At 53.9% G+C, this 20,886-nt stretch carries 18 protein-coding genes and 1 tRNA gene; 11 read left to right on the plus strand and 8 right to left on the minus strand.

From position 1 onward, the window contains the following. The first annotated feature begins 22 nt into the window (after nucleotides 1-22). Together GTGU_RS05795 and rplY are read left to right on the plus strand one after the other, a co-directional pair. The gene (locus tag GTGU_RS05795) at nucleotides 23-856 is read left to right on the plus strand and encodes a helix-turn-helix transcriptional regulator (RefSeq protein ID WP_038154861.1); all 834 of its coding nucleotides are present in this window, start codon (nucleotides 23-25) and stop codon (nucleotides 854-856) included. 128 nt (nucleotides 857-984) lie between these two features. Next, nucleotides 985-1,269 (plus strand): 50S ribosomal protein L25, encoded by a 285-nt coding sequence (gene rplY, locus GTGU_RS05800; protein ID WP_038154862.1) that lies wholly within the window; start codon nucleotides 985-987, stop codon nucleotides 1,267-1,269. Nucleotides 1,270-1,320: 51 nt separating this feature from the next. Here the strand turns inward: rplY and yejK are convergent, their stop codons facing one another. Beyond that, entirely contained in the window at nucleotides 1,321-2,328 is a 1,008-nt protein-coding gene (gene yejK / locus GTGU_RS05805) for a nucleoid-associated protein YejK (protein ID WP_038154864.1), read from the minus strand. A 133-nt stretch (nucleotides 2,329-2,461) separates the two neighbouring features. Between yejK and GTGU_RS05810 the strand changes: the two genes are divergently transcribed. The 6 genes from GTGU_RS05810 (at nucleotide 2,462) to eco (ending at nucleotide 6,876) form a co-directional block, all read left to right on the plus strand. Beyond that, complete coding sequence (locus GTGU_RS05810; protein WP_038154866.1) at nucleotides 2,462-2,689, plus strand: YejL family protein; 228 nt, start codon at nucleotides 2,462-2,464, stop codon at nucleotides 2,687-2,689. A 19-nt stretch (nucleotides 2,690-2,708) separates the two neighbouring features. Then, nucleotides 2,709-4,469 carry an LPS biosynthesis-modulating metalloenzyme YejM gene (yejM, locus tag GTGU_RS05815; RefSeq protein WP_038154867.1) on the plus strand — a complete coding sequence of 587 codons (1,761 nt, stop codon included), beginning with the start codon at nucleotides 2,709-2,711 and terminating at the stop codon, nucleotides 4,467-4,469. Nucleotides 4,470-4,544: 75 nt separating this feature from the next. Then, a tRNA-Pro gene (locus tag GTGU_RS05820) sits at nucleotides 4,545-4,621 on the plus strand. 126 nt (nucleotides 4,622-4,747) lie between these two features. Continuing rightward, a complete protein-coding gene (locus GTGU_RS05825; protein ID WP_038154868.1) occupies nucleotides 4,748-4,987 on the plus strand; it encodes a DinI family protein in 240 nt (79 codons plus the stop codon). Between the two features lie 170 nt (nucleotides 4,988-5,157). After that, on the plus strand, nucleotides 5,158-6,204 hold the full coding sequence (gene ansB, locus GTGU_RS05830) for an L-asparaginase 2 (protein WP_038154869.1): 1,047 nt from the start codon (nucleotides 5,158-5,160) through the stop codon (nucleotides 6,202-6,204). Nucleotides 6,205-6,342: 138 nt separating this feature from the next. Beyond that, nucleotides 6,343-6,876 carry a serine protease inhibitor ecotin gene (gene eco, locus GTGU_RS05835; protein ID WP_084222746.1) on the plus strand — a complete coding sequence of 178 codons (534 nt, stop codon included), beginning with the start codon at nucleotides 6,343-6,345 and terminating at the stop codon, nucleotides 6,874-6,876. Between the two features lie 44 nt (nucleotides 6,877-6,920). Here the strand turns inward: eco and mqo are convergent, their stop codons facing one another. Beyond that, nucleotides 6,921-8,573 (minus strand): malate dehydrogenase (quinone), encoded by a 1,653-nt coding sequence (gene mqo, locus GTGU_RS05840; RefSeq protein WP_038154871.1) that lies wholly within the window; start codon nucleotides 8,571-8,573, stop codon nucleotides 6,921-6,923. Between the two features lie 256 nt (nucleotides 8,574-8,829). On the opposite strand from mqo, the gene GTGU_RS05845 reads away from it, so the two are divergent. After that, complete coding sequence (locus GTGU_RS05845; RefSeq protein WP_038154872.1) at nucleotides 8,830-10,077, plus strand: SulP family inorganic anion transporter; 1,248 nt, start codon at nucleotides 8,830-8,832, stop codon at nucleotides 10,075-10,077. Here the strand turns inward: GTGU_RS05845 and mgtE are convergent. The 6 genes from mgtE to GTGU_RS05875 form a co-directional block, all read right to left on the minus strand. After that, the gene (gene mgtE / locus GTGU_RS05850; protein ID WP_038154873.1) at nucleotides 10,040-11,476 is read right to left on the minus strand and encodes a magnesium transporter; all 1,437 of its coding nucleotides are present in this window, start codon (nucleotides 11,474-11,476) and stop codon (nucleotides 10,040-10,042) included. The genes GTGU_RS05845 and mgtE overlap by 38 nt on opposite strands. A gap of 20 nt (nucleotides 11,477-11,496) precedes the next feature. Next, the gene (locus GTGU_RS05855; protein ID WP_038154874.1) at nucleotides 11,497-13,140 is read right to left on the minus strand and encodes a multidrug ABC transporter permease/ATP-binding protein; all 1,644 of its coding nucleotides are present in this window, start codon (nucleotides 13,138-13,140) and stop codon (nucleotides 11,497-11,499) included. Nucleotides 13,141-13,214: 74 nt separating this feature from the next. Beyond that, nucleotides 13,215-13,865, minus strand: a complete 651-nt coding sequence (gene alkB / locus GTGU_RS05860) for a DNA oxidative demethylase AlkB (RefSeq protein ID WP_038154875.1) — start codon at nucleotides 13,863-13,865, stop codon at nucleotides 13,215-13,217. Then, nucleotides 13,865-14,929, minus strand: coding sequence for a bifunctional DNA-binding transcriptional regulator/O6-methylguanine-DNA methyltransferase Ada (gene ada / locus GTGU_RS05865; protein ID WP_038154876.1), 1,065 nt, complete (start codon nucleotides 14,927-14,929; stop codon nucleotides 13,865-13,867). Before ada ends, alkB begins: the two co-directional genes overlap by 1 nt. A gap of 74 nt (nucleotides 14,930-15,003) precedes the next feature. Next, nucleotides 15,004-16,056: an FAD:protein FMN transferase ApbE gene (gene apbE, locus GTGU_RS05870; protein ID WP_038154877.1), complete on the minus strand. Its 1,053-nt coding sequence runs from the start codon at nucleotides 16,054-16,056 to the stop codon at nucleotides 15,004-15,006. Between the two features lie 103 nt (nucleotides 16,057-16,159). After that, entirely contained in the window at nucleotides 16,160-17,251 is a 1,092-nt protein-coding gene (locus tag GTGU_RS05875; protein WP_038154878.1) for a porin OmpC, read from the minus strand. A gap of 594 nt (nucleotides 17,252-17,845) precedes the next feature. On the opposite strand from GTGU_RS05875, the gene GTGU_RS25295 reads away from it, so the two are divergent. Further along, a complete protein-coding gene (locus GTGU_RS25295; RefSeq protein WP_084222747.1) occupies nucleotides 17,846-18,046 on the plus strand; it encodes a hypothetical protein in 201 nt (66 codons plus the stop codon). Next, complete coding sequence (gene rcsD, locus GTGU_RS05880) at nucleotides 18,046-20,724, plus strand: phosphotransferase RcsD (protein WP_084222748.1); 2,679 nt, start codon at nucleotides 18,046-18,048, stop codon at nucleotides 20,722-20,724. The genes GTGU_RS25295 and rcsD overlap by 1 nt, the downstream gene beginning before the upstream one ends. Nucleotides 20,725-20,886: the final 162 nt, after the last annotated feature.

A 20,886-nucleotide genomic window follows, 5' to 3' on the forward strand; every position in this document is an offset into this window, starting at 1 on the left:
TATAACGACTAACAGGATAAGCATGTCCGACGACACCATTAACGCCCTCGGTGGTTTTCTGAAAGCCTGCCGTGCGCGGCTCGATCCCGTCTCTTTCGGCTTTCGTTCGGAACGCCGTCGCACGCCAGGGCTACGCCGTGAAGAAGTCGCACAACTGGCGAACATCAGCCCGACCTGGTACACATGGTTGGAGCAGGGACGTGGCGGTACGCCATCAAAAGAGGTGCTTAACCGCATCGCCACCGGTTTACGGCTGACAGCGCCAGAGCGCGATCATGTTTTTATTCTCGCTTTCGGTCACTTGCCGGAATCGCACTATCAGGGTGCCGATGAGATCACCCCACGCCTGCAACGGGTGCTGGACGCCCTGCCCGCCAGCCCGGCGATCGTGAAAAATATTTTCTGGGATGTGATTGCCTGGAATGCTGCCGCGGCGGCGGTCCTGACGGATTATGCGCAACTGCCCCGCGACCAGCGCAATATCCTGCGGCGGCTGTTCAGCGACTCGCGCACCCGTGCAGCGCAGAAGAACTGGTCCAGCGTGGCGGAAGCAGTGGTCGGCGCGTTCCGCGCGGATGTGGCGCGAGCGGGTGACTCGCCAGAGATGGCGAAGTTAGTGAGTGACCTGCGGCACAGCAGCGTCGAGTTTGATGCGCTCTGGCGCCGCAATGACGTGGCTGGTCACGGCGAAGGCATCAAACAGCTGCATCACCCGGCGATTGGCGATATCGATCTTGAGTTTTCGACGTTCGCAGTAGAGGGGCGCGCGGATCTCAACCTGATGATTTTTAATCCGGCAAACTGTGACAGCGAATTACGTATCCGCAAGTGGATGGCGACGCACCCGCCAGCCTGATGCGGCGGTTTTGATTGCCGTGGTTTGCATTCGCGGCTATAATGCCGCCCGCTTTTGCATTCGCAAAGCAGAATAACGATCTGCTGCTGGGTCGCCTGTAGCAGAATTGACATAACAGAGAGATATCAATGTTTACTATTACCGCAGAAGTACGTAAAGAGCAGGGTAAGGGTGCGAGCCGCCGCCTGCGTGCAGCTAACAAATTCCCGGCTATCGTTTACGGTGGCAAAGCTGCTCCGGTTGCTATCGAACTGGACCAGGACCAGGTGTGGAACATGCAGGATAAAGCAGAGTTCTACAGCGACGTTCTGACTCTGGTCATCGACGGCAAAGAAGAAAAAGTAAAAGTTCAGGCTGTTCAGCGTCACGCGTTCAAGCCGAAACTGTCTCATATCGACTTCGTTCGCGCGTAATCGCTGACGAGTTGAGAGAAAACCCCGCATTGCGGGGTTTTTTTATGCCTGTCAGCGACTGCCGGAAGTGCGGCGCTGAAGCTGATCGCGCAGGTTTGGCGGTGTGCCCTTGATGGTCAGGGTATCGGTCGCCGGATCCCAGAAAATACGTTCACCCAGCAGCATGGCGTCGAAATTGATCGTCAGACCGCCACCGCTTCCCGCGTATTTGGTTAGCTGGCGCAGCGTGCTGCGATCCGCCGGGAAACTCTCTTCCAGCTCATAGCCTTTCTCCGCCGTAAACTGCTGGAAGCTGACCTCGCTGACCCCTGCAAGCTCGTTAGACAGCGATTCCAGTTCAATCTCTTCCCCCGCCTGCAACTGCTCATTACAGTATGTGTAGACCTGCTGACGCACACTCTGCCGTTCAGACTTGTCCAGTTGCGCCTCGGCGGTGAAGTCGTCAACAGCCTGCAATAACCCGCGGTTTTGCGCTTTCGCGTTAAGCCCTTCGCTGGCACCAAGGAAATCCATGAAGAAATCGGCTACTTTGCGCCCGACGCGCCCTTTCAGGAACGTCAGATAACGGGTGGACTCCGGGTTGGTTTCCCATTCGGTCAGATCGATACGGGCGACGATGTCGGCATGGTTGATGTCGAGATAGTGCGTCGCGCTGATGTCCAGCTGTTCATTGACGCGCATGCTGCTCAGATTGTTCAGCACCGCGACCAGCAGGTATTCCACCGCCAGATAGCGGTAATGACAAAACAGCACAATACCGCCTTCAGCGAACGGGTATTTCGCCAGTTCATCGCGCAGGCGCCCGGTAGCGGCGCGGCTGAAGGCGAGAAAATCTTCTTCGCCCTGACGATGCAGACGCAGCGCCTGCGCCAGTTCGCTCTCTTCATTAAACAGGCCGTAGGCTTTATTTTTGGCGCTGTAGACGCGGTTCAGCTCGGCCATCATCTCTTCGACAGTTGCCGTCGGTTCCAGCAAGGTATCGCGCAGTACCAGCTCAAGGGTTTGCTCATCGCGCTTGATAAGCTGATGTAAGGCAATCTGGTTGATATCCAGACTCATGTTAAACTCTCCTTTTAGACCGGGCGGTATTCAACCACCCGCGGCGCGACTGCGCAAGCGTAGAAAAAAAGCGGAAAAAAAGCTGGTGCTACGGTAATATGTTGCCCTTTCATGAACAAACAGATTTTGATTTATGCCGCAACTCTCCCGCTATAGTGATGAACACGTTGAACAAGTGCTCAATGAGCTGGTCAACGTACTGGAAAAACATAAAGCCCCAACCGACCTTTCGCTGATGGTGCTGGGCAATATGGTGACGAATCTGATCAATACCAGCGTTGCGCCGGCACAACGTCAGGCCATTGTGCGTTCTTTTGCCCAGGCCCTGCAATCTTCCGTCAGCGACGACCAGGCTCACTAAGGAAAACGAACAATAGCATATGGTGACGCATCGTCAGTCCTACCGTGAAAAAGTCTCCCAGATGGTGACCTGGGGGCACTGGTTCGCCCTGTTCAACATGCTGTTGGCCATGGTTCTCGGTAGCCGCTATCTGTTTGTCGCCGACTGGCCGACAACGCTTGCGGGCCGTCTTTATTCGTATCTGACGATCATCGGGCACTTTAGTTTTCTGGTGTTTGCCACCTATGTGTTGATCCTGTTCCCTCTGACGTTCATCGTCATGTCGCAGCGGCTGATGCGAGTTTTATCCGCCATTTTTGCGACAGCGGGCATGACGCTGCTGTTAATCGACAGCGAAGTTTTCACCCGTTTCCACCTGCATCTTAATCCCATCGTCTGGGAACTGGTCGTTAACCCGGACCAGAATGAAATGGCGCGCGACTGGCAACTGATGTTTATCAGCGTGCCGGTCATTCTGCTCATCGAGATGCTGTTCGCCACATGGAGCTGGCAAAAGCTCCGCAGCCTGACCCGCCGCCGTCGTTATGCGAAACCGGTCGCCTGGCTGTTTTTTATCTCTTTCATCGCCTCTCATGTGATGTACATCTGGGCAGATGCCAATTTTTATCGCCCGATCACCATGCAGAGAGCGAATCTCCCCCTCTCCTATCCGATGACCGCACGTCGGTTTCTGGAAAAACATGGTCTGCTTGATGCGCAGGATTACCAGCGCCGTCTGATTGAGCAAGGCGATCCAGAAGCGGTGTCGGTGCAGTATCCGTTGAGCGATCTGCGTTTCCGCGATATGGGAGCAGGGCAAAATGTATTACTGATTACTGTCGATGGCCTGAACTATTCCCGTTATGAAAAACTGATGCCGGAGCTGGCCGGGTTTGCGCAGAAAAACATCCAGTTTACCCAGCACATGAGCTCGGGTGATACCGTCGACAGCGGTATCTTCGGCCTGTTCTACGGTATTTCAGCAGGCTACATGGACGGTGTGCTGTCAACCCGCACACCGGCGGCACTGGTAACGGCGCTCAATCAGCAGGGTTACCAGCTGGGGCTCTTCTCTTCCGATGGCTTCAACAGCCCGATGTACCGCCAGGCGTTGCTCTCTGACTTCTCGCTGCCGCCAGCGAAAACCCAGACTGACGACCAGACCGCGACACAGTGGGTGAACTGGCTGGAAGGCAACGCCCAGGAAGATAACCGCTGGTTCTCGTGGATTGCCTTTAACGGCACCAATATCGACGAGAATCAAAAACAGGGCTTCACGCGCCGCTATTCCCGCGCAGCGTCCGATGTGGACAACCAGATAGCCCGGGTGCTGACCACGTTAGAGACTTCCGGAAAACTGGATAACACCGTGGTGATTATTACCGCGGGCCACGGGGTGCCGTTGGGCGACAAACGCAACGGTTTCGAATGGTCACGCGACGCGCTACAGGTTCCGCTTGTCATCCACTGGCCGGGAACCCCAGCCCAGCGTATCAATGCGCTGACCGACCATAAAGATGTGATGACCACGCTGATGCAGCGTCTGCTGCATGTCAGCACGCCGGCAAACGAGTACTCGCAGGGTCAGGATCTGTTCTCCGCGATACGTCGCCATAACTGGGTGACCGCCGCTAACAACAACACGCTGGCCATCACCACTCCGACGATCACCGTGGTGCTCGATCACAACGGGAAATACACCACATGGGATAGTAACGGCGAGAAACTGCGCGACCAGAAACCCCAGTTGAGCCTGCTGCTACAGGTTCTCACGGACGAAAAACGCTTTATCGCTAACTGATTGATTAATTATGAATCACTCAGCAGGAGGCTGGCTTGCAATCGACACTGAAACGGGTAGTATTAGCGCACGTATCGGCACGTAGCGCAGCCTGGTAGCGCACTGTCATGGGGTGTCAGGGGTCGGAGGTTCAAATCCTCTCGTGCCGACCAAAATTCCCAAAGAAAACCAACCTGTTACGGTTGGTTTTTTTATGCCCGCAACATCGCTTTCCGGCTTGACTCTTTACTCTGAAACCGCTTAAATACTGTTTATTTATACAGTTAAAAGAGGCTGTTATGTTCGTTGAACTCGTGTATGACAAACGCAACGTTGAGGGTTTACCAGGCGCAAGAGAGATCATCCTCAACGAGCTGACCCACCGTGTACACCGCATTTTCCCCGACGCAGAAGTGAAAGTGAAGCCGATGCAGGCCAACGGTCTGAACAGCGATGCCAGTAAGAGTGACAGGGAAAAGCTGAACCGCATGCTGGAAGAGATGTTTGAAGAAGCGGATATGTGGCTGGTTGCTGAATGATCCAGCGGATACTATTCTCTTTCTTTTTCTATGAGTTACCCTCCGTTTTGTGCGCCAGCTCCGGCAATCATACTTTTTATTCCGATTTATCTAATAAACATGGAATATCTCACTTTATTCAATTGTGACATAAGGATAATCCAGGCGGACACTTAATAAGGAGATTGATAATGTTGCGTATTAAACACCCTCTTCTGGCTCTTCTGGTCTTAGGTTGCAGCAGTACGGCAATGGCACTCCCGCAAATCACGGTTCTGGCGACTGGCGGCACCATCGCTGGTGGCGGTGATTCTGCGACAAATTCCGCTTATACCGCCGGGAAAGTCGGTATTGAGAATCTGGTCAATGCCGTGCCACAACTAAAAGACATTGCGGTCATCAAAGGGGAGCAGGTTGTTAACATTGGCTCTCAGGACATGAATGACGACGTCTGGTTGACGCTGGCGAAGAAAATCAATGCCAGTTGCAAAGACACTGACGGGTTTGTCATCACCCACGGCACTGACACCATGGAAGAGACAGCATACTTCCTCGACTTAACGGTGAAATGTAACAAGCCAGTGGTCCTCACCGGGGCAATGCGCCCTTCCACCGCCATGAGCGCCGATGGTCCGTTCAACCTCTATAACGCCGTGGTCACTGCCGCCGATCCGGCATCTGCCGGGCGCGGTGTACTGGTAGCGATGAACGATACCGTGCTGGATGGTCGTGACGTGACCAAAACTAACACGACCGGCGTGCAGACCTTCCAGTCAGTCAACTTCGGGCCACTGGGCTACATCCACAACGGCAAGATTGATTATCAGCGCACACCGGCGCGTAAGCACACCACCGAAACGCCGTTTGACGTCAGCAATCTGACCACCCTGCCGAAAGTTGGCATCATCTACAACTACGCTAATGCCTCGGATTTACCAGCAAAAGCGCTGATTCAGGATGGCTATCAGGGGATTGTAAGCGCGGGTGTAGGTAACGGTAATCTGTACAAAACCATTTTTGATACGCTGGCTACCGCGGCGCATCAGGGCATTGCCGTAGTGCGTGCTTCCCGCGTACCGACAGGCTCTGCCACCCGTGATGCGGAAATCGACGATGCGAAGTATGGCTTCATCGCCGCTGAATCGCTGAACCCGCAAAAAGCCCGGGTGCTGCTCCAGCTGGCGCTGACACAGACCAAAGATCCACAGAAAATTCAGGCTTTTTTCGAAGAGTATTAATTCTGCCTGACACCAACAGAAAACCAGCCCATCGCGGCTGGTTTTTAGTTATACACGCCATTAATTCAATAATACTTAGTATATATAACTACATATTATGAAAAATTAAGTAAATTGCGCCTGATAAATTTCACATTAATGTTACCCTGCCCCGGTAATAACGGATATCAAGGATACACTGTGAAAAACTCTCGTTTACTTCTCGCCTCTTTACTGGCTGCGGCCTGTGTCTCTTCCGGCGCCTTTGCCAGCGATCAACCACTGGAAAAGAGCGCGCCCTGGCCGCAAGCCGAGAAAGGCATGAAGCGTCAGGTGATCCAGTTACCTGAGCAGAAGGATGAAGCTGCTTATCAGGTCGAACTGCTGATTGGTCAGACACTGGAAGTGGATTGTAACCATCACCGTTTAGGTGGCGAGCTGGAGAGCAAAACGCTGGAAGGCTGGGGTTATGACTACTACGTCTTTGATAACGTCACCTCGTCAGTGTCGACCATGATGGCCTGCCCGGATGGCAAAAAAGAGAAGAAATTCGTAACGGCGGGTCTGGGTGATAAAGGCATGCTGCGCTACAACAGCAAGCTGCCAATTGTGGTCTACACGCCCGCCAATGTGGATGTGAAATACCGCATCTGGAAAGCAGAAGAGACGATTAACAACGCAACAGTGCGCTAAATAACAAACCCCGGCAACCTGACCGGGGTTTCTTTTAACTACCATTACAGCGCGATATCGGCAATCTCTTTTGTTGTGGTCGTCTGCGGCTTCAATTGCGCGGCGGGTACCGGGTCGAATCCGGCTGACGGTTCATAATGCAATTCCAGAACATCACTGGTATACGCCAGCGCCTGCTCGATCAGCGCCGGGTTGTCCTGCAAACGTACGCCCCACGTCGGCGCGACTTCCTTGATCTTCGCCTGCCAGGCTGCTGACCGGACTTTCTCTTTGAACACGTGTTCCAGCAACTGCAACATGATAGGCGCTGCGGTGGACGCCCCCGGTGACGCACCCAACAGCGCAGCGACAGTACCGTCGTCGTCACTGACTACCTCAGTGCCGAGACGTAGCACACCGCCCTTTTGCGGATCACGTTTGATGATCTGCACCCGCTGCCCGGCCTGCCACAACCGCCAGTCCGCGCTATTGGCCTGCGGATAGTACGCCTGCAGAGCCGCCAGCCGATCACTGTCTTTTTGCATCACCTGGCTAATCAGGTATTTCACCAAATCAACATTATCCAGCCCGACGTGAACCATCGGCAGGAAGTTCGACGTGGTGGTCGAGGCCAGCAGATCCCACAGCGATCCGTTTTTGAGGAATTTCGTAGAGAACGTGGCGAAGGGTCCGAACAGCACCACGCGCTTGCCGTCAATGATGCGCGTGTCAATGTGCGGTACCGACATCGGCGGCGCACCCACAGATGCCTGCCCGTATACTTTCGCCAGATGGTGGTTTACCACCTTCGGATTTTCGGTAACGAGGAACTGCCCGCCTACCGGGAAACCGGCGTAGTCATTTGCCTGCGGAATACCGGTTTTTTGCAGCAACTTCAGCGCCGCCCCACCCGCGCCGATGAAAATGAATTTCGCTTTTATGGTACGTCTGGCACGAGGATTATTCGCCTCACAGACCGTCACGGTCCAGCTGTTATCCGCATTGCGTTTAAAGCGGCGTACCATCGTGTTCAGTTGCAGGGAAAAGTTATCCTGCCGTTGCAGCGCCCGGATGAGCTGGCGGGTGATTTCACCATAATTAACATCAGTACCAATCTCCGTGCGCGTCGCCGCCACTTTCTGTTGCGGATCACGCCCTTCCATCACCAGCGGCGCCCAGGCCTTGATTTGTGCGTGGTCTTCAGAATAACGCATGCCGCGGAACAGCGCGGATTGTTGCAGGGCGTGATAGCGCGCGCGCAGGAAGTTGACGTTGTCCTCGCCCCAGACGAAGCTCATATGCGGTACGGTGTTGATGAAACTTTTTGGCTGACGCAGCACGCCGCGTGTGACCTGATGCGCCCAGAACTGGCGTGAAATCTGGAAGGATTCATTAATGCTGATGGCTTTTTCAATGCTGATGGAACCGTCGGCTTTCTGTGGCGTATAGTTCAGCTCCATCAGCGCAGCATGCCCGGTACCGGCGTTGTTCCAGCCGTTGGAGCTCTCTTCTGCCACGCGCTCCATTTGTTCGACCATAGTAATGGACCAATCCGGCTCCAGCTCCTGAAGCAAAGTGCCCAGAGTGGCGCTCATGATCCCGCCGCCGATCAGTAATACATCCGTCTCTTGCTCAGTACGGGTGTGGGTTCGGGCGTCAGCATGGGCAACGTCAGAAACAGACACCTGTGAGGAGAGTACGGCCATCTTTTTTTTCATTGTATGAAAGCCTTACATAAACTCGCGTTTGGTATTAGCGCAGGTGAAACGATTCGGGAAAACAACGTTATCACTGACGATGAAAAATTTAAATATTGTTTAAATTTTAAATTTAGTTTTGAGATCTGTTATAGAAATGTTGAAAATATGTGGGAGCAAAAGCGGTCTGAGGGGTAGAAAAATGTGACATGAAGCGGTAATATCCTCCGTTTTGTGATGAGGCGCACGAAAACCCTCACTTGATCAGCGAATCTCTATGCCCGAATCTGAAACAACCTTGTCGCATGCCAACCACACCACCGTCAAATCGGTGCTATGCTCACCTTCCCTGCTGACGCGCGAAACACTGGCTGGCGTGATTACCGCACTGGCGCTCATCCCTGAAGTTATCTCTTTCTCGGTCATTGCGGGTGTCGACCCGAAAGTCAGTCTCATCGCTTCTGTTGTGCTGTGTCTGGCGATGTCCGTGCTGGGTGGTCGTCCGGCAATGGTCACGGCGGCCGCAGGCTCGGTGGCGCTGGTAATCGGGCCAATGGTTCATCAACATGGCGTAGCCTACATCCTGCCCGCGGTGGTGCTGGCAGGTATTATCCAGATCCTGTCTGGCGTGCTGGGTATGGCAAAACTGATGCGCTTCATACCTCAGGCGGTCATGACTGGTTTTGTTAACGCTCTGGGGATTTTGATTTTTTTCGCCCAGGTAACGCATTTCTGGAGCAAAAACCCGCTAATTTTGGCACTGTTTGCCGCGACGCTGCTGATTGTCCTGGGGGCGCCCCGCGTCATTAAAGGCATCCCATCTCCGCTTATCGCGATTGTCATCCTGACGCTGTTTACCGCCACCAGCGGACAACTGTTGCCGACCGTGGGCGATGAAGGCACCATGGGCGGCGGTCTGCCTGGTCTGAACGCGCTGCAGGTGCCGCTGACGCTGGAGACGTTGCAAATCATCTGGCCATGCGCGCTAAGTATTGCGTTTGTTGGCCTGATGGAATCGTTGCTGACCGCCCGCCTGGTCGATGACCTGACGGCAACCCCGTCCGGTAAAGGCCGGGAAAGCACCGGACTGGGCATCGCTAACATTCTGGCGGGCTTTTACGGCGGTATCGCGGGTTGTGCGATGATTGGTCAGACAATCGTGAACGTCGAAATGGGCAAAGGTCGTAGCCGGGTTTCCACCGTGGCGGCAGGTGTCGTTTTACTGCTGTTAGTGACTGCATTAAGCGAGGTGATGGCTAAAATCCCGATGGCGGTTCTGGCCGGGGTTATGGTGATTGTAGCGGCTAAAACTTTTAGCTGGCGCAGTGTTCAGCCTGCTACGCTAAAAAGTACACCGTGGTCCGCCACGCTGGTGATGCTGGTTACGGTAGCAGGCACTATCACCACCAGTAATCTGGCAATCGGTGTCGCAACCGGGATGATAGCCATGTGGCTGGTGCCGCGCCACATTCGCAAAAGACACGCTACTAAAGCAGAAACAACGTCGCCAGCCCCAGAAAGATAAAGAACCCGCCGGTGTCGGTGATCGCAGTGATCATTACGCTGGAGCCGACAGCCGGATCGCGACCGAACTTTATCATGATCATCGGGATAAGCACGCCCATCAGTGACGCAACCAGCAGGTTCAGCACCATCGCCAGCATCATCACGCCCCCAAGATGCGGGTCGTCGTATAACCACCAGGTGACGAGCCCCATGATCCCGCCCCACACCACGCCATTGATCAGCGCCACACCCATTTCACGCAGGATCAGAAAGGAAAAGTTTCCCGGCTGGATGTACTGAAGGGCCAGCGCGCGCACGATCATGGTAATCGTCTGGTTACCGGTATTGCCGCCGATACCCGCCACAATCGGCATCAGCGACGCCAGCGCTACCAGTTGCGAAATAGTATGTTCGAAACCGTTGATCACCCGCGAGGCGATAAACGCAGTGCAAAGATTCACCGCCAGCCACGCCCAGCGCGTCTTTACCGCCCGGGTCACCGGCGCGAAAATATCTTCTTCATTGCTCAGGCCGCTCATCTGACGAATATCGTTGTCGGTTTCTTCGTACACCACATCAACGATCTCATCAATGGTCAGACGCCCCATCAGCTTGCCTTCGCTATCTACTACCGCTGCGCTCAGCAGGTTGTCACGCTCAAAGGTGCGCGCTACTTTTTCTGCACTTTCCTGCGGATGAAAAGCAACGGGCTCAGCGTCCATCACCTCTTCTACCCGCCGAAGCGCCGGGTTCAACAGGATGGTTTGCAGCGCCAGTTCACCCAGCAGGGTGTTATCACGCGAGGTCACAAACAGCTTATCGGTGTTCGCCGGCATCTTGCCCAACCGCCGCAGATAGCGTTGCACAGCGCCCAGCGTCACGTCCGGGCGAAGGGTGATCACCCCGAACTCCATAATGGCGCCGACGCTGTTGCGGGCATAGTTCATCACCTGATGGACTCGCGCCCGCTCATCCGCAGGCAATGACGCCATCAACCGACCAGTTAAGTTTCGCGGCAGGTGCTGAACCAGGTAAATCTGTTCGTCAATGTCCAGCGTCGTCAGCGCGTCGAGCAGCGCCTTGTCGCTCATCTCATCAATGAGATCATCCCAGACGTTTTCCGAGGCCTCCAGCAGCACTTTGCCGCGTTTGTCATCCTCCACCATTCGCCACAGCGCATGACGTTCTTCTGAGGGCAACGCTTCGAGCGTATCCGCCAGGTCCGGCGCCGGGAGATGGGCCACCAGCGCACCCACTTCGGCGAGATCGTCTCTCAGCGTTCCGTCGTCATATTGCTCGGCAAAGGTCAGTTTTCCCAACAGGGTGGAGGTGACCGCTTTATCGGTGGTCAGTAACCAGATCAGCCGCGCACGCTCTTCGTCGCGCAGCCGGGGGCTGTTTTTGGTTAACACGGGCATCTGTCGGTTTCCTTACATCATCAGGCCGTGCGGGCGACTGCATCCCGCGACGCGGCGGCACGCTCTTCGCCGGTCAGCTCCGTCAACTGGCCGTTACGCATCTCCAGCAAACGATCGGCGTGCGCAAAATAGTGATCATCATGACTGATAGCGAAAATGGTTTTCCCCATTTGCTGCATCAGCGGCAACAGGACCTGATAAAACTCACGACGGAAATGAGGGTCCTGATCCGCCGCCCACTCATCCAGCAGAATGATGTCACGCTCCTCGGCCATCGCCAGGAGCAGTGCCACGCGTTTTTTCTGCCCTTTTGACAGCTTAAGATCGAGGATTTTTCCGTTTTCAAGCTGCAGTTTATGGCTCATTTTCAGCTGTTCGAGCCATTTATCGACCAGTACTGGATCGGCCGATTTACCTTCCGGTCCCAGCAACTGGTCAAACAGCCAGACATCGGTGAATACCGCCGAGAAAAGCTTACGATAATCCTCTGGCTTTCCGGCGGACACCGGTTTGCCGTCTAACAGGATCTCTCCTGACACTGGTTGATACAGCCCGGTCAATAGCATTGCCAGCGTCGATTTCCCGCTACCGTTGCCGCCAATCAGAAACACCAGCTCGCCGCGCCTGAGCGTCAGATTGACAGGCCCTACCGCAAAGCGATTGTCCTGATAGTGGAACGTGACATCACGTAGTTCCAGCGTCTGCCAGTCAGGGTGCGACTCCGGGCGCGGGAATGCTGCTTCATACGGCGCCAGCGCGAATTTATTCAGCTTATTGAACGCCACCTGCGCGCTGAGCAGCGTCGGCAGCGCCCCCACGGCAGAGAGCAGCGGCGTACGCAGGAACAATAAGGTCAATGAATAGGTCGCTGCCACGCTGGTGTTCGCCCAGCCCAGGCTGTTCGCCATCCAGAAGACCAGGCCAATCGCTCCCAGCATCATAATGTTAGACCAGTTCACGGCGCTGAGATGGAACGTATCGGCGCGAATAATATGGTGACGATACTCGCGAGCGTCGGGAATGTAGAGGTTCTGGTAGATGTACTCAGCACGCTCACGGTTCAGCGTCAGCTCTTTGCGGCCTTCAAGCACCGTCTGGTAATCGTTATACAGCTTGTCTTCGGTTTCCCGCAGCGTTGCCATGTGCTTGTAAACGCGCGCCACAAGAACAAATCCCCCCCAGATGGTCACAGCCATCCACAGCGAGGTGATTAACAACATTTTGCCTGAAAGCCACGCCAGATAAGCGGCAGAACCAAAGGTCAGAATGATCCCCTGCACCAGTTCCGGCAGTCGCACAAAGGCAATAGTGATGTTGCGCACATCGCTGGTCAGCCCGGCCAGCAGCGAGGCGCTGCCCAGCTTCTCGATACGCTCGATCTGGGTATCCAGAATGCGTTTGATGAATTCGCTGCGCAGACGATAAACGAAGTGGTGCCCCAGCGCGGTGAGCGCCAGTTGCGACCCCAGCGTGACGATCATTAACAGCAACAGCAGCCCGAGAAATTCCGGCAATACGGCCAGTGAGGTATCCACGACGGTGATAAGTCGCACATTAATAAAGGCAATCAGCCCGATACCCAGCGCTGCGCTCAACAGGCTCAGCACCATCACAGCGATAAAGGGCCAGCGGTACTGGCGCCAGACAAGTAGGAGAAGTTCCATAACACAACCCGGAAGAGAAAACGCAGCCCGCAGTGTAAACTGCCTGCCGGCTACATCAATAATAATTCTTATTTTTATTCGTTCTTACATACCTGGCGGAATGTGAGGTTTAAGCGAAAGCGCCCGGTCGCCGGGTGAAAGCCCTCTTTAAGCGGCTGAATGCCATGATAAAACAGACGCGACTCCCCGCCCCACACCACCACATCGCCATGTTCGAGTAGCACGCGCTGCAGCGGATCACTGCGGTGCAGACCGCCAAACTGAAAAATGGCCGGTAAGCCCAGCGACACGGAGACAATCGGCGCCCGCATTTCATGTTCGTCTTTATCCTGATGCAAAGAGAGTTTACTGCCGACACCATAGCGATTGATGAGACAGGCGTCAGGCCGAAAATGGGGGTAACCCGCCTCCCGCGCGGCGCGGTCAGCAAGCAGCCGGAAGCTGTCCGGCATTGCCGGCCAGTGCTGATTCGTTTGTGGATCGTTCGGGGAATAGAGATAACCGTGCAGATCAGTGGTCCAGCCGAGCGCGCCACAGTTGGTCATCGCCACCGACATGGTGTATCCGCCAGGCGTGACCATCTGACGAAACGGCGAGATGGCGGCGACGCTGGCGATATCCGCCAGTAATGTGTCCGCGTGAGCGATGGCGAAGCGCCGCAGAATAGCGGCGCCTGGCCCTAACGGCTCTTGCCAGGGATGCTCATCTGCAAAGAGATCCAGCATTATGACTCCTCATGCGATGATTCACGGCGCAGCAACAGGGCTTTTAGCGCAACACCCCAGCGGTAGCCAGACAGCGCGCCATCCTCCCGTACCACCCGGTGGCAGGGGATCAGAATCGCCAGTTTGTTGGCGGCGCACGCCCCCGCCACGGCACGCACGGCGTTGGGTTTGCCAATGCTTGCCGCCACCTGCCGATAGCTGCGCGTTTCGCCCGGCGGGATAGCGCGTAACGCCTGCCAGACCTGCTGCTGGAACGCGGTGCCACGGATATCCAGCGGCAACATCAGCGGGTGGTGCTGATTATTCAGGCTGGCGATGACCAGGTTGACCCGCTCCTGAAATGCCGCATCTCCTGACTGCAGTTGCGCCCGTGGAAAAACCTGTTGCAGCTCGGCGAGCAGTTCGCTTTCGCTGTCACCCAGCAGCACCGCGCAGACGCCGCGTTCGCTTTCGGCGACCAGGCAGCGCCCGATCTCGCTGCTGCCGGTGGCAAAGTGAATGACGGCATCTTCACCGCCACGGCGATACTGGCGGGCTGTCATGCCTAAAGCTGCATCGGCCGCGCGATAGTAAGTACTGCTGTCAGGGAACCCTGCCGCCAGCACTGATTCGATCACAGTCTCGCCTCTTGCCAGCGACTCACGCAACCGGCGCGCGCGCCACGCCTGTTGCCAGGCTTTTGGCGTCATGCCGGTGGTGGCTTTGAACAGGCGATGCAAATGAAACGGACTGATGCCGACCTGACGGGCGAGCTCATCCAGCGTGACTGGTGTTTCCTGCTCCAGCAACCGGCAGGCCTGTGCCACTTTTTCTACCCGCTGTTGTTGCGGCGCTTGTTTGTCAGGCTGGCAGCGTTTGCACGGGCGAAAACCTGCTGCAAGCGCCGCCTGTGCATCAGGGAAAAACTGCACATTCTGGCGCAGTGCATGACGCGCACGACAGGAAGGACGGCAAAATATGCCGGTGGTCTGTACGGCGAAAACGAATGCACCGTCCGCCTGCGGATCGCGATCGAGCACCGCCTGCCAGCGGGACTCCTCAGTGCGTAGCGTATGACGTTTCATGGTTGGCTCCTTCATGTAAAGGTTAGCCTTACTTTGCCGGACAGACCGTAAGAAAAAACCCGCAATCTTGCTTTTTAATTTTTCCCGTTCACCAGAAATCCGTTGAACTGCGGCGACATCCAGGTGCGGAAGCTGTCACCCTCTTTGATGATCATATACACTGCCAGCCCCTGCTCGCGCACCACTTCTTTGGCTTTTTCCGGCCCGAGTACCATCAGCCCGGTATCCCAGCCGTCTGCTTCTAGCGCTGTTGGCGCAATCACTGTGACCGAGACCAGTTTATGATCGATCGGTCGGCCGGTTTGCGGATCGATAACGTGGGAGATGCGTTTGCCGTCCAGCTCATAATAGTTGCGATAGCTGCCGGAGGTACTGATGCCATGGCCATTGATATCCACGATCGCCTGTACCGCGTTTTCACGATCAGTCGGTTTCTGGATAGCCACGCGCCACGGTTGGCCTTCGGCGTTCATCCCCCGGCTGACCAGCGCGCCACCCACGGACACCAGATAGCGGGAGATCCCCTCCTGCTCCATCAGCCGTGCCAGATGATCGGCGGCGTAGCCTTCACCAACGGTGGAGAGATCAACAAACAGATCAGGAATATCTTTTTGCAGAAATTGCTGCCCGGAAAGATTGATAACCGAAAGATGTTTCAGCCCGCTGCGCGCTTTCGCTGCCGCGATCTCTGCCTCTGTCGGGGTTTTGACCGGCTGTTTGTCGGGGCCAAATCCCCACAGATTCACCAGCGGTCCGACAGTAATATCCATTGCGCCACTGGTTTTCGCCCCAATACGCAGCGATTCGGTGACAATGTCCGCCATCGCCTCACTGACCGGCCACGGGGTTATGCTTTGCGACTGGTTAAAACGCATCAGCGCGGAATCACTCTTCCAGGTGGAAAGCAGTTGATCATCGGCGTCCAGTTGCGTCTGCACTTTCTGGCGCAGCGCGCTGGCACGGGTTTCATCGAGATCGATAACGCTCACCCGCCAGAAGGTACCCATGGTTTTCCCTTCCAGCACAGTGGCGGCGGATTTTGCTGCTTTGGGAGGTGTTGCTGTATCGCAGCCGGCTATCAATACCAACGTCGCCAGGATTGCGGCGCGAAAAATTGTCATGTCCATTCGTTGTTATCCTCTTGCTGAGGGCGCAAGGGTACACCAGTTTTGGAAAAGCCAGACACAAAAAAAGGGGCCAGAGGCCCCTTTATGATGGTATTCCGTTCGATTAGAACTGGTAAACCAGACCTACCGCTACGATGTCATCAGTGCTGATGCCAGCAGCGCGGGTGAAGTCGTTTTCATCCAGCAGGTTGATTTTGTAATCAACATAGGTGGACATGTTTTTGTTGAAGTAGTAAGTCGCACCTACGTCAACATATTTCAGCAGATCCTGGTCGCCGTAACCGCTTTCGAGGTCTTTACCTTTGGACTGCAGGTAAGCCACGGAAGGACGCAGACCGAAGTCGAACTGATACTGTGCAACTACTTCAAAGTTCTGTGCTTTGTTAGCAAAGCCCAGGCTGCCAGCACGAGTTGCGTTGTAAGTCTGGGTGTACTGCGTTGCCAGGTACAGGTTGTTCGCGTCGTATTTCAGGCCACCAGTATAAGTGGAGGCTTTATCGCCTTCACCTAAGGTCTGGGTATTCTGCTCATCAGTACGTTTAGAGCTGGAGATAGCAGAACCGATGCTGAAGCCTTCGCCCAGATCATAGGTCAGAGATCCGCCGAAGCCGTCACCATTCTGTTTGTTCCAGTCACGACCGTTGTTAGTACCGCCTTCACCAGAACCACCATTTTTGCCCTGGTACTGCAGAGCAAAGTTCAGGCCGTCAACCAGACCGAAGAAGTCGGTGTTACGGTAAGTTGCAACGCCGTTAGCACGCTGCTGCAGGAAGTTGTCAGAACCGTAGGTGTCGCCGCCGAATTCCGGCAGAACGTCGGTCCAGGAGGTTACGTCGTAAACAACGCCGTAGTTACGACCGTAGTCGAAAGAACCGGCTTCACCAAAACGCAGACCAGCAAACGCCAGACGGGTCCATGCCTGATCACTTGAAGTTTCAGTGTTGTTCGCCTGAACGTTGTATTCCCACTGGCCGTAACCGGTCAGCTGGTCGTTGATCTGGGTTTCGCCTTTGAAACCAAAACGCAGGTAGGTCTGGTCACCGTCAGCACCTTTGTCATCAGAGAAATAGTGCAGACCATCAACTTTACCGTACAGATCTAATTTGTTGCCGTCTTTGTTGTAAATTTCAGCCGCATTTGCTGCGCCCGCTACCAGCAGAGCCGGTACCAGGAGGGACAGTACTTTAACTTTCATGTTATTAACCCTCTGTTATATGCCTTTTTATATGCCACTGCTTACTGATTAACCCTCTAATCAGTCGGCAAGTTCATTTTGCTGCAAAATGCAGAATAATCCAACAAGAAAATGATACTAAAACTTTTAAGGTGTTTCAGATCACACACTAGATGTTTCAAAATGTAAATTTCGGGGAACTTTTTATCACACAAAAAGCTAAAGAAATAAGCACAAATAATCAAAACAAATATAAAATCATCATTAAATCAATATGTTATATGAGTTACGCTCTATAGCACTGAATGCCAAAACAAATTCTCAGATGGGATCTAGAATAACCTCGCTATCATCATTAACTTTATTTATTACCGTCATTCAGTTCTGAATGTCTGTTTACCCCAATTTCCACCGAATGCTCTGCATTCGGTTTTTTTTTGCCCTTCTTTACACAACTTTAATTGTTTTGTGCTACCGATAAGAAATAGTAACGACTATTAACTAATTCGATCTGCAAATAAAAATTATCATTAGGTGCCTAACAAAATTAATTGCTTGTTATTTCGTGCTATTTTTTAATGATCATTATCAAATTCTTGTACAAAAGATGTAAAAATGTACAAATATAGCTTCTCAATCTCGGTCATCATAAAAGCGCCTGAAAGCGGGTTAAAAATTGCGCTGGATTGGCGTATGAGTCTGGAAATTGGCGTAACAGCCTTTATACTGCCAGCAGGACATTGCCCGGCGAGAACGCTTTTGCCACAGGCTCTGACAGCTTATGGCACCGTTGCCATAATGGGTTACACACAATAATGAGTCACTCCGACACGATGATCCCGAACAAATTCTCCTTGATACCAGGCAGCATCACGCGTTTCTTTCTCTTAATGATCATCGTTCTGCTGGTGACGATGGGCGTCATGATTCAGAGCGCGGTCAACGCCTGGCTGAAGGACAGAAGCTACCAGATTGTCGATGTCACCCATGCGCTGCATAAGCGTATCGACACCTGGCGCTACGCCACCTGGCAGATTTATGACAACATCGCGGCCAGTTCCACCAGCGCATCCGGCGACGGCCTGCAGGAGACGCGCCTCAAGCAGGATGTCTACTATCTGGAAAAACCACGTCGTAAAACGGAAGCCCTGATTTTCGGCTCTCATGACAGCGCGACGCTCGACATCACACAAAAGATGTCCAGTTATCTGGATACGCTGTGGGGCGCGGAAGTCGTGCCATGGTCAATGTATTATCTCAACGGTCAGGACAACAGCCTGATCCTGATCTCCACCCTGCCGCTGAAAGATCTCTCGTCCGGTTTTAAGGAATCCACCATCGGTAACATCGTCGATTCCCGCCGTGCCGAGATGCTACAGCAGGCCAATACGCTGGATGAACGCGAAACCTTCTCGTCGTTGCGCCGTCTGGCATGGCAGAACGGCTATTACTTTACGTTACGCACGACCTTCAACCAGCCCGGCCATCTGGCGACAGTGGTGGCTTTTGATCTGCCGATTAACGATCTCATCCCACCAGGCATGATGCTTGACAGTTTCCGTCTGGAGCAGGACCTGACGCAAAATACCGCCGCACGAAATCAGGATAAAGAAGCCGCCGACAGCGTAAGCATCAACTTTAACAGTTCACGCATTGAGATTTCGTCTTCGGTGAACACCACCGGCATGCGGCTGGTGTGGCAGGTGCCATTCGGCACGTTGTTGCTCGACACGCTGCAGAACATCCTTTTACCGCTGCTGCTTAACATTGGTTTACTGGCGCTGGCACTATTCGGCTTTACCACATTCCGCAACCAGCCCGGTCGTCATCAGGGTGATGCCACGCCCCCTGTGGCGGCAAGCAGTGAAATGCGGGCGCTAAAAGCAATAAATGAAGAGATTGTCTCACTGCTGCCGTTAGGTTTGCTGGTACACGACCAGGAGTCCAACCGGACCATCATCAGCAATAAAATCGCCGACCATCTGCTACCGCACCTGAATCTGCAAAACATCACCAGTATGGCTGATCAGCATCAGGGGGTGATTCAGGCGACGATTAACAACGAGCTCTATGAGATCCGCCAGTTCCGCAGCCAGGTTGCGCCGCGCACGCAGATATTCATTATTCGCGATCAGGACCGTGAAGTGCTGGTGAATAAAAAACTCAAGCAGGCGCAGCGCCTGTACGAGAAAAACCAGCAGGGTCGCGCCACCTTTATGCAGAACATTGGCGAGGCGCTGAAAGAGCCTGTGCGTTCGCTCGCCACGGAAGCGGCGGCAATCGGCGGCGATGAGGCGCTGAAACTGGCAAACCACGCTGACATGCTGGTTCGCCTGGTCGATGAAATCCAGCTCGCCAACCTGCTGGAAAACGACAGCTGGAAAGGCAACGCGACGCTGTTCACTATTCAGGATCTGATTGATGAAGTGGTGCCAGACGTCCTGCCGGTGATCAAACGCAAAGGCTTGCAGCTATTGATTAACAACTCTCTGCCTGCTAATGAACAGCGTCATGGTGATCGCGATGCGTTGCGCCGGATCCTGCTGCTGTTAATTCAGTATGCCGTGACCACGACACAGATCGGCAAGATTACGCTTGAAGTGAGCACTGACGAATCAGCAGAAGACCGGCTGACTTTCCGCATCCTCGATACGGGTGACGGGGTCAGCAATAGCGAAATTGATAATCTGCACTTCCCATTCCTGAACGATACGCAGTCAGACCGTTACGGAAAAGCGAACGCACTCACCTTCTGGTTATGCGATCAGCTGGCGCGCAAGCTGGGCGGGCATTTGAACATAAAATCCAGAGAAACTCTCGGTACCCGTTATTCGGTCCATGTTAAAATGGCGCCACGCGCTCAGGTTATGGAATCAGAAGAGCGCCTGCTGGATGACGTGGTGGTGATGACTGATATCACTTCCAGTGAGATCCGGACGATTGTCGTACGACAGCTCGAAAATTGGGGGGCGACCTGCATTTCGCCTGACGAGCGACTCGTAAGTCAAGATTATGATCTCTTTTTAACTGATAATCCGTCTAATCTTACTGCCTCAGGCTTGCTTTTAAGCGATGATGAGGCTGGCATTCGCAAAATCGGCCCTGGCCAGTTGCGTGTAAACTTCAATATGAGTAATGCCATGCAGGAAGCTGTACTACAACTTATCGAAGAGCAACTGGCTCAGGATGAGATCGTGGAAGCCCCTCCGGCCGGCGTAAGTGAAAACGCCGAACTCCACGCCAGCGGCTATTACGCGCTGTTTGTTGATACGGTACCGGATGATGTGCAGAGGTTGTATACTGAATCGTCAGCGCATGATTTTGCAGCGCTGGCGCAGACCGCACACCGGCTTAAAGGTGTGTTTGCCATGCTAAATCTGGTACCCGGCAAGCAGTTATGTGAAACGCTGGAACATCTTATCCGTGAAAAGGATGCTCCAGGAACAGAGAAATATATCAGCGACATTGACGTTTACGTCAAAAGCTTGCTGTAGCAAGGTAGCCTAATACATGAACAATGTATTTGTTACTTCTTTGAAATCGACAAATATCGTCCAGGAGCGCTAATTTTCAATTGGTTACGATAATGTCGAAAGTGTATGTTAGTGAAGTTTGGCGAACTTTGATGATTTAAAATGTCCCATGGATGCCCCATA

The organism is Trabulsiella guamensis ATCC 49490, from assembly GCF_000734965.1.
Taxonomy (GTDB): domain Bacteria; phylum Pseudomonadota; class Gammaproteobacteria; order Enterobacterales; family Enterobacteriaceae; genus Trabulsiella; species Trabulsiella guamensis.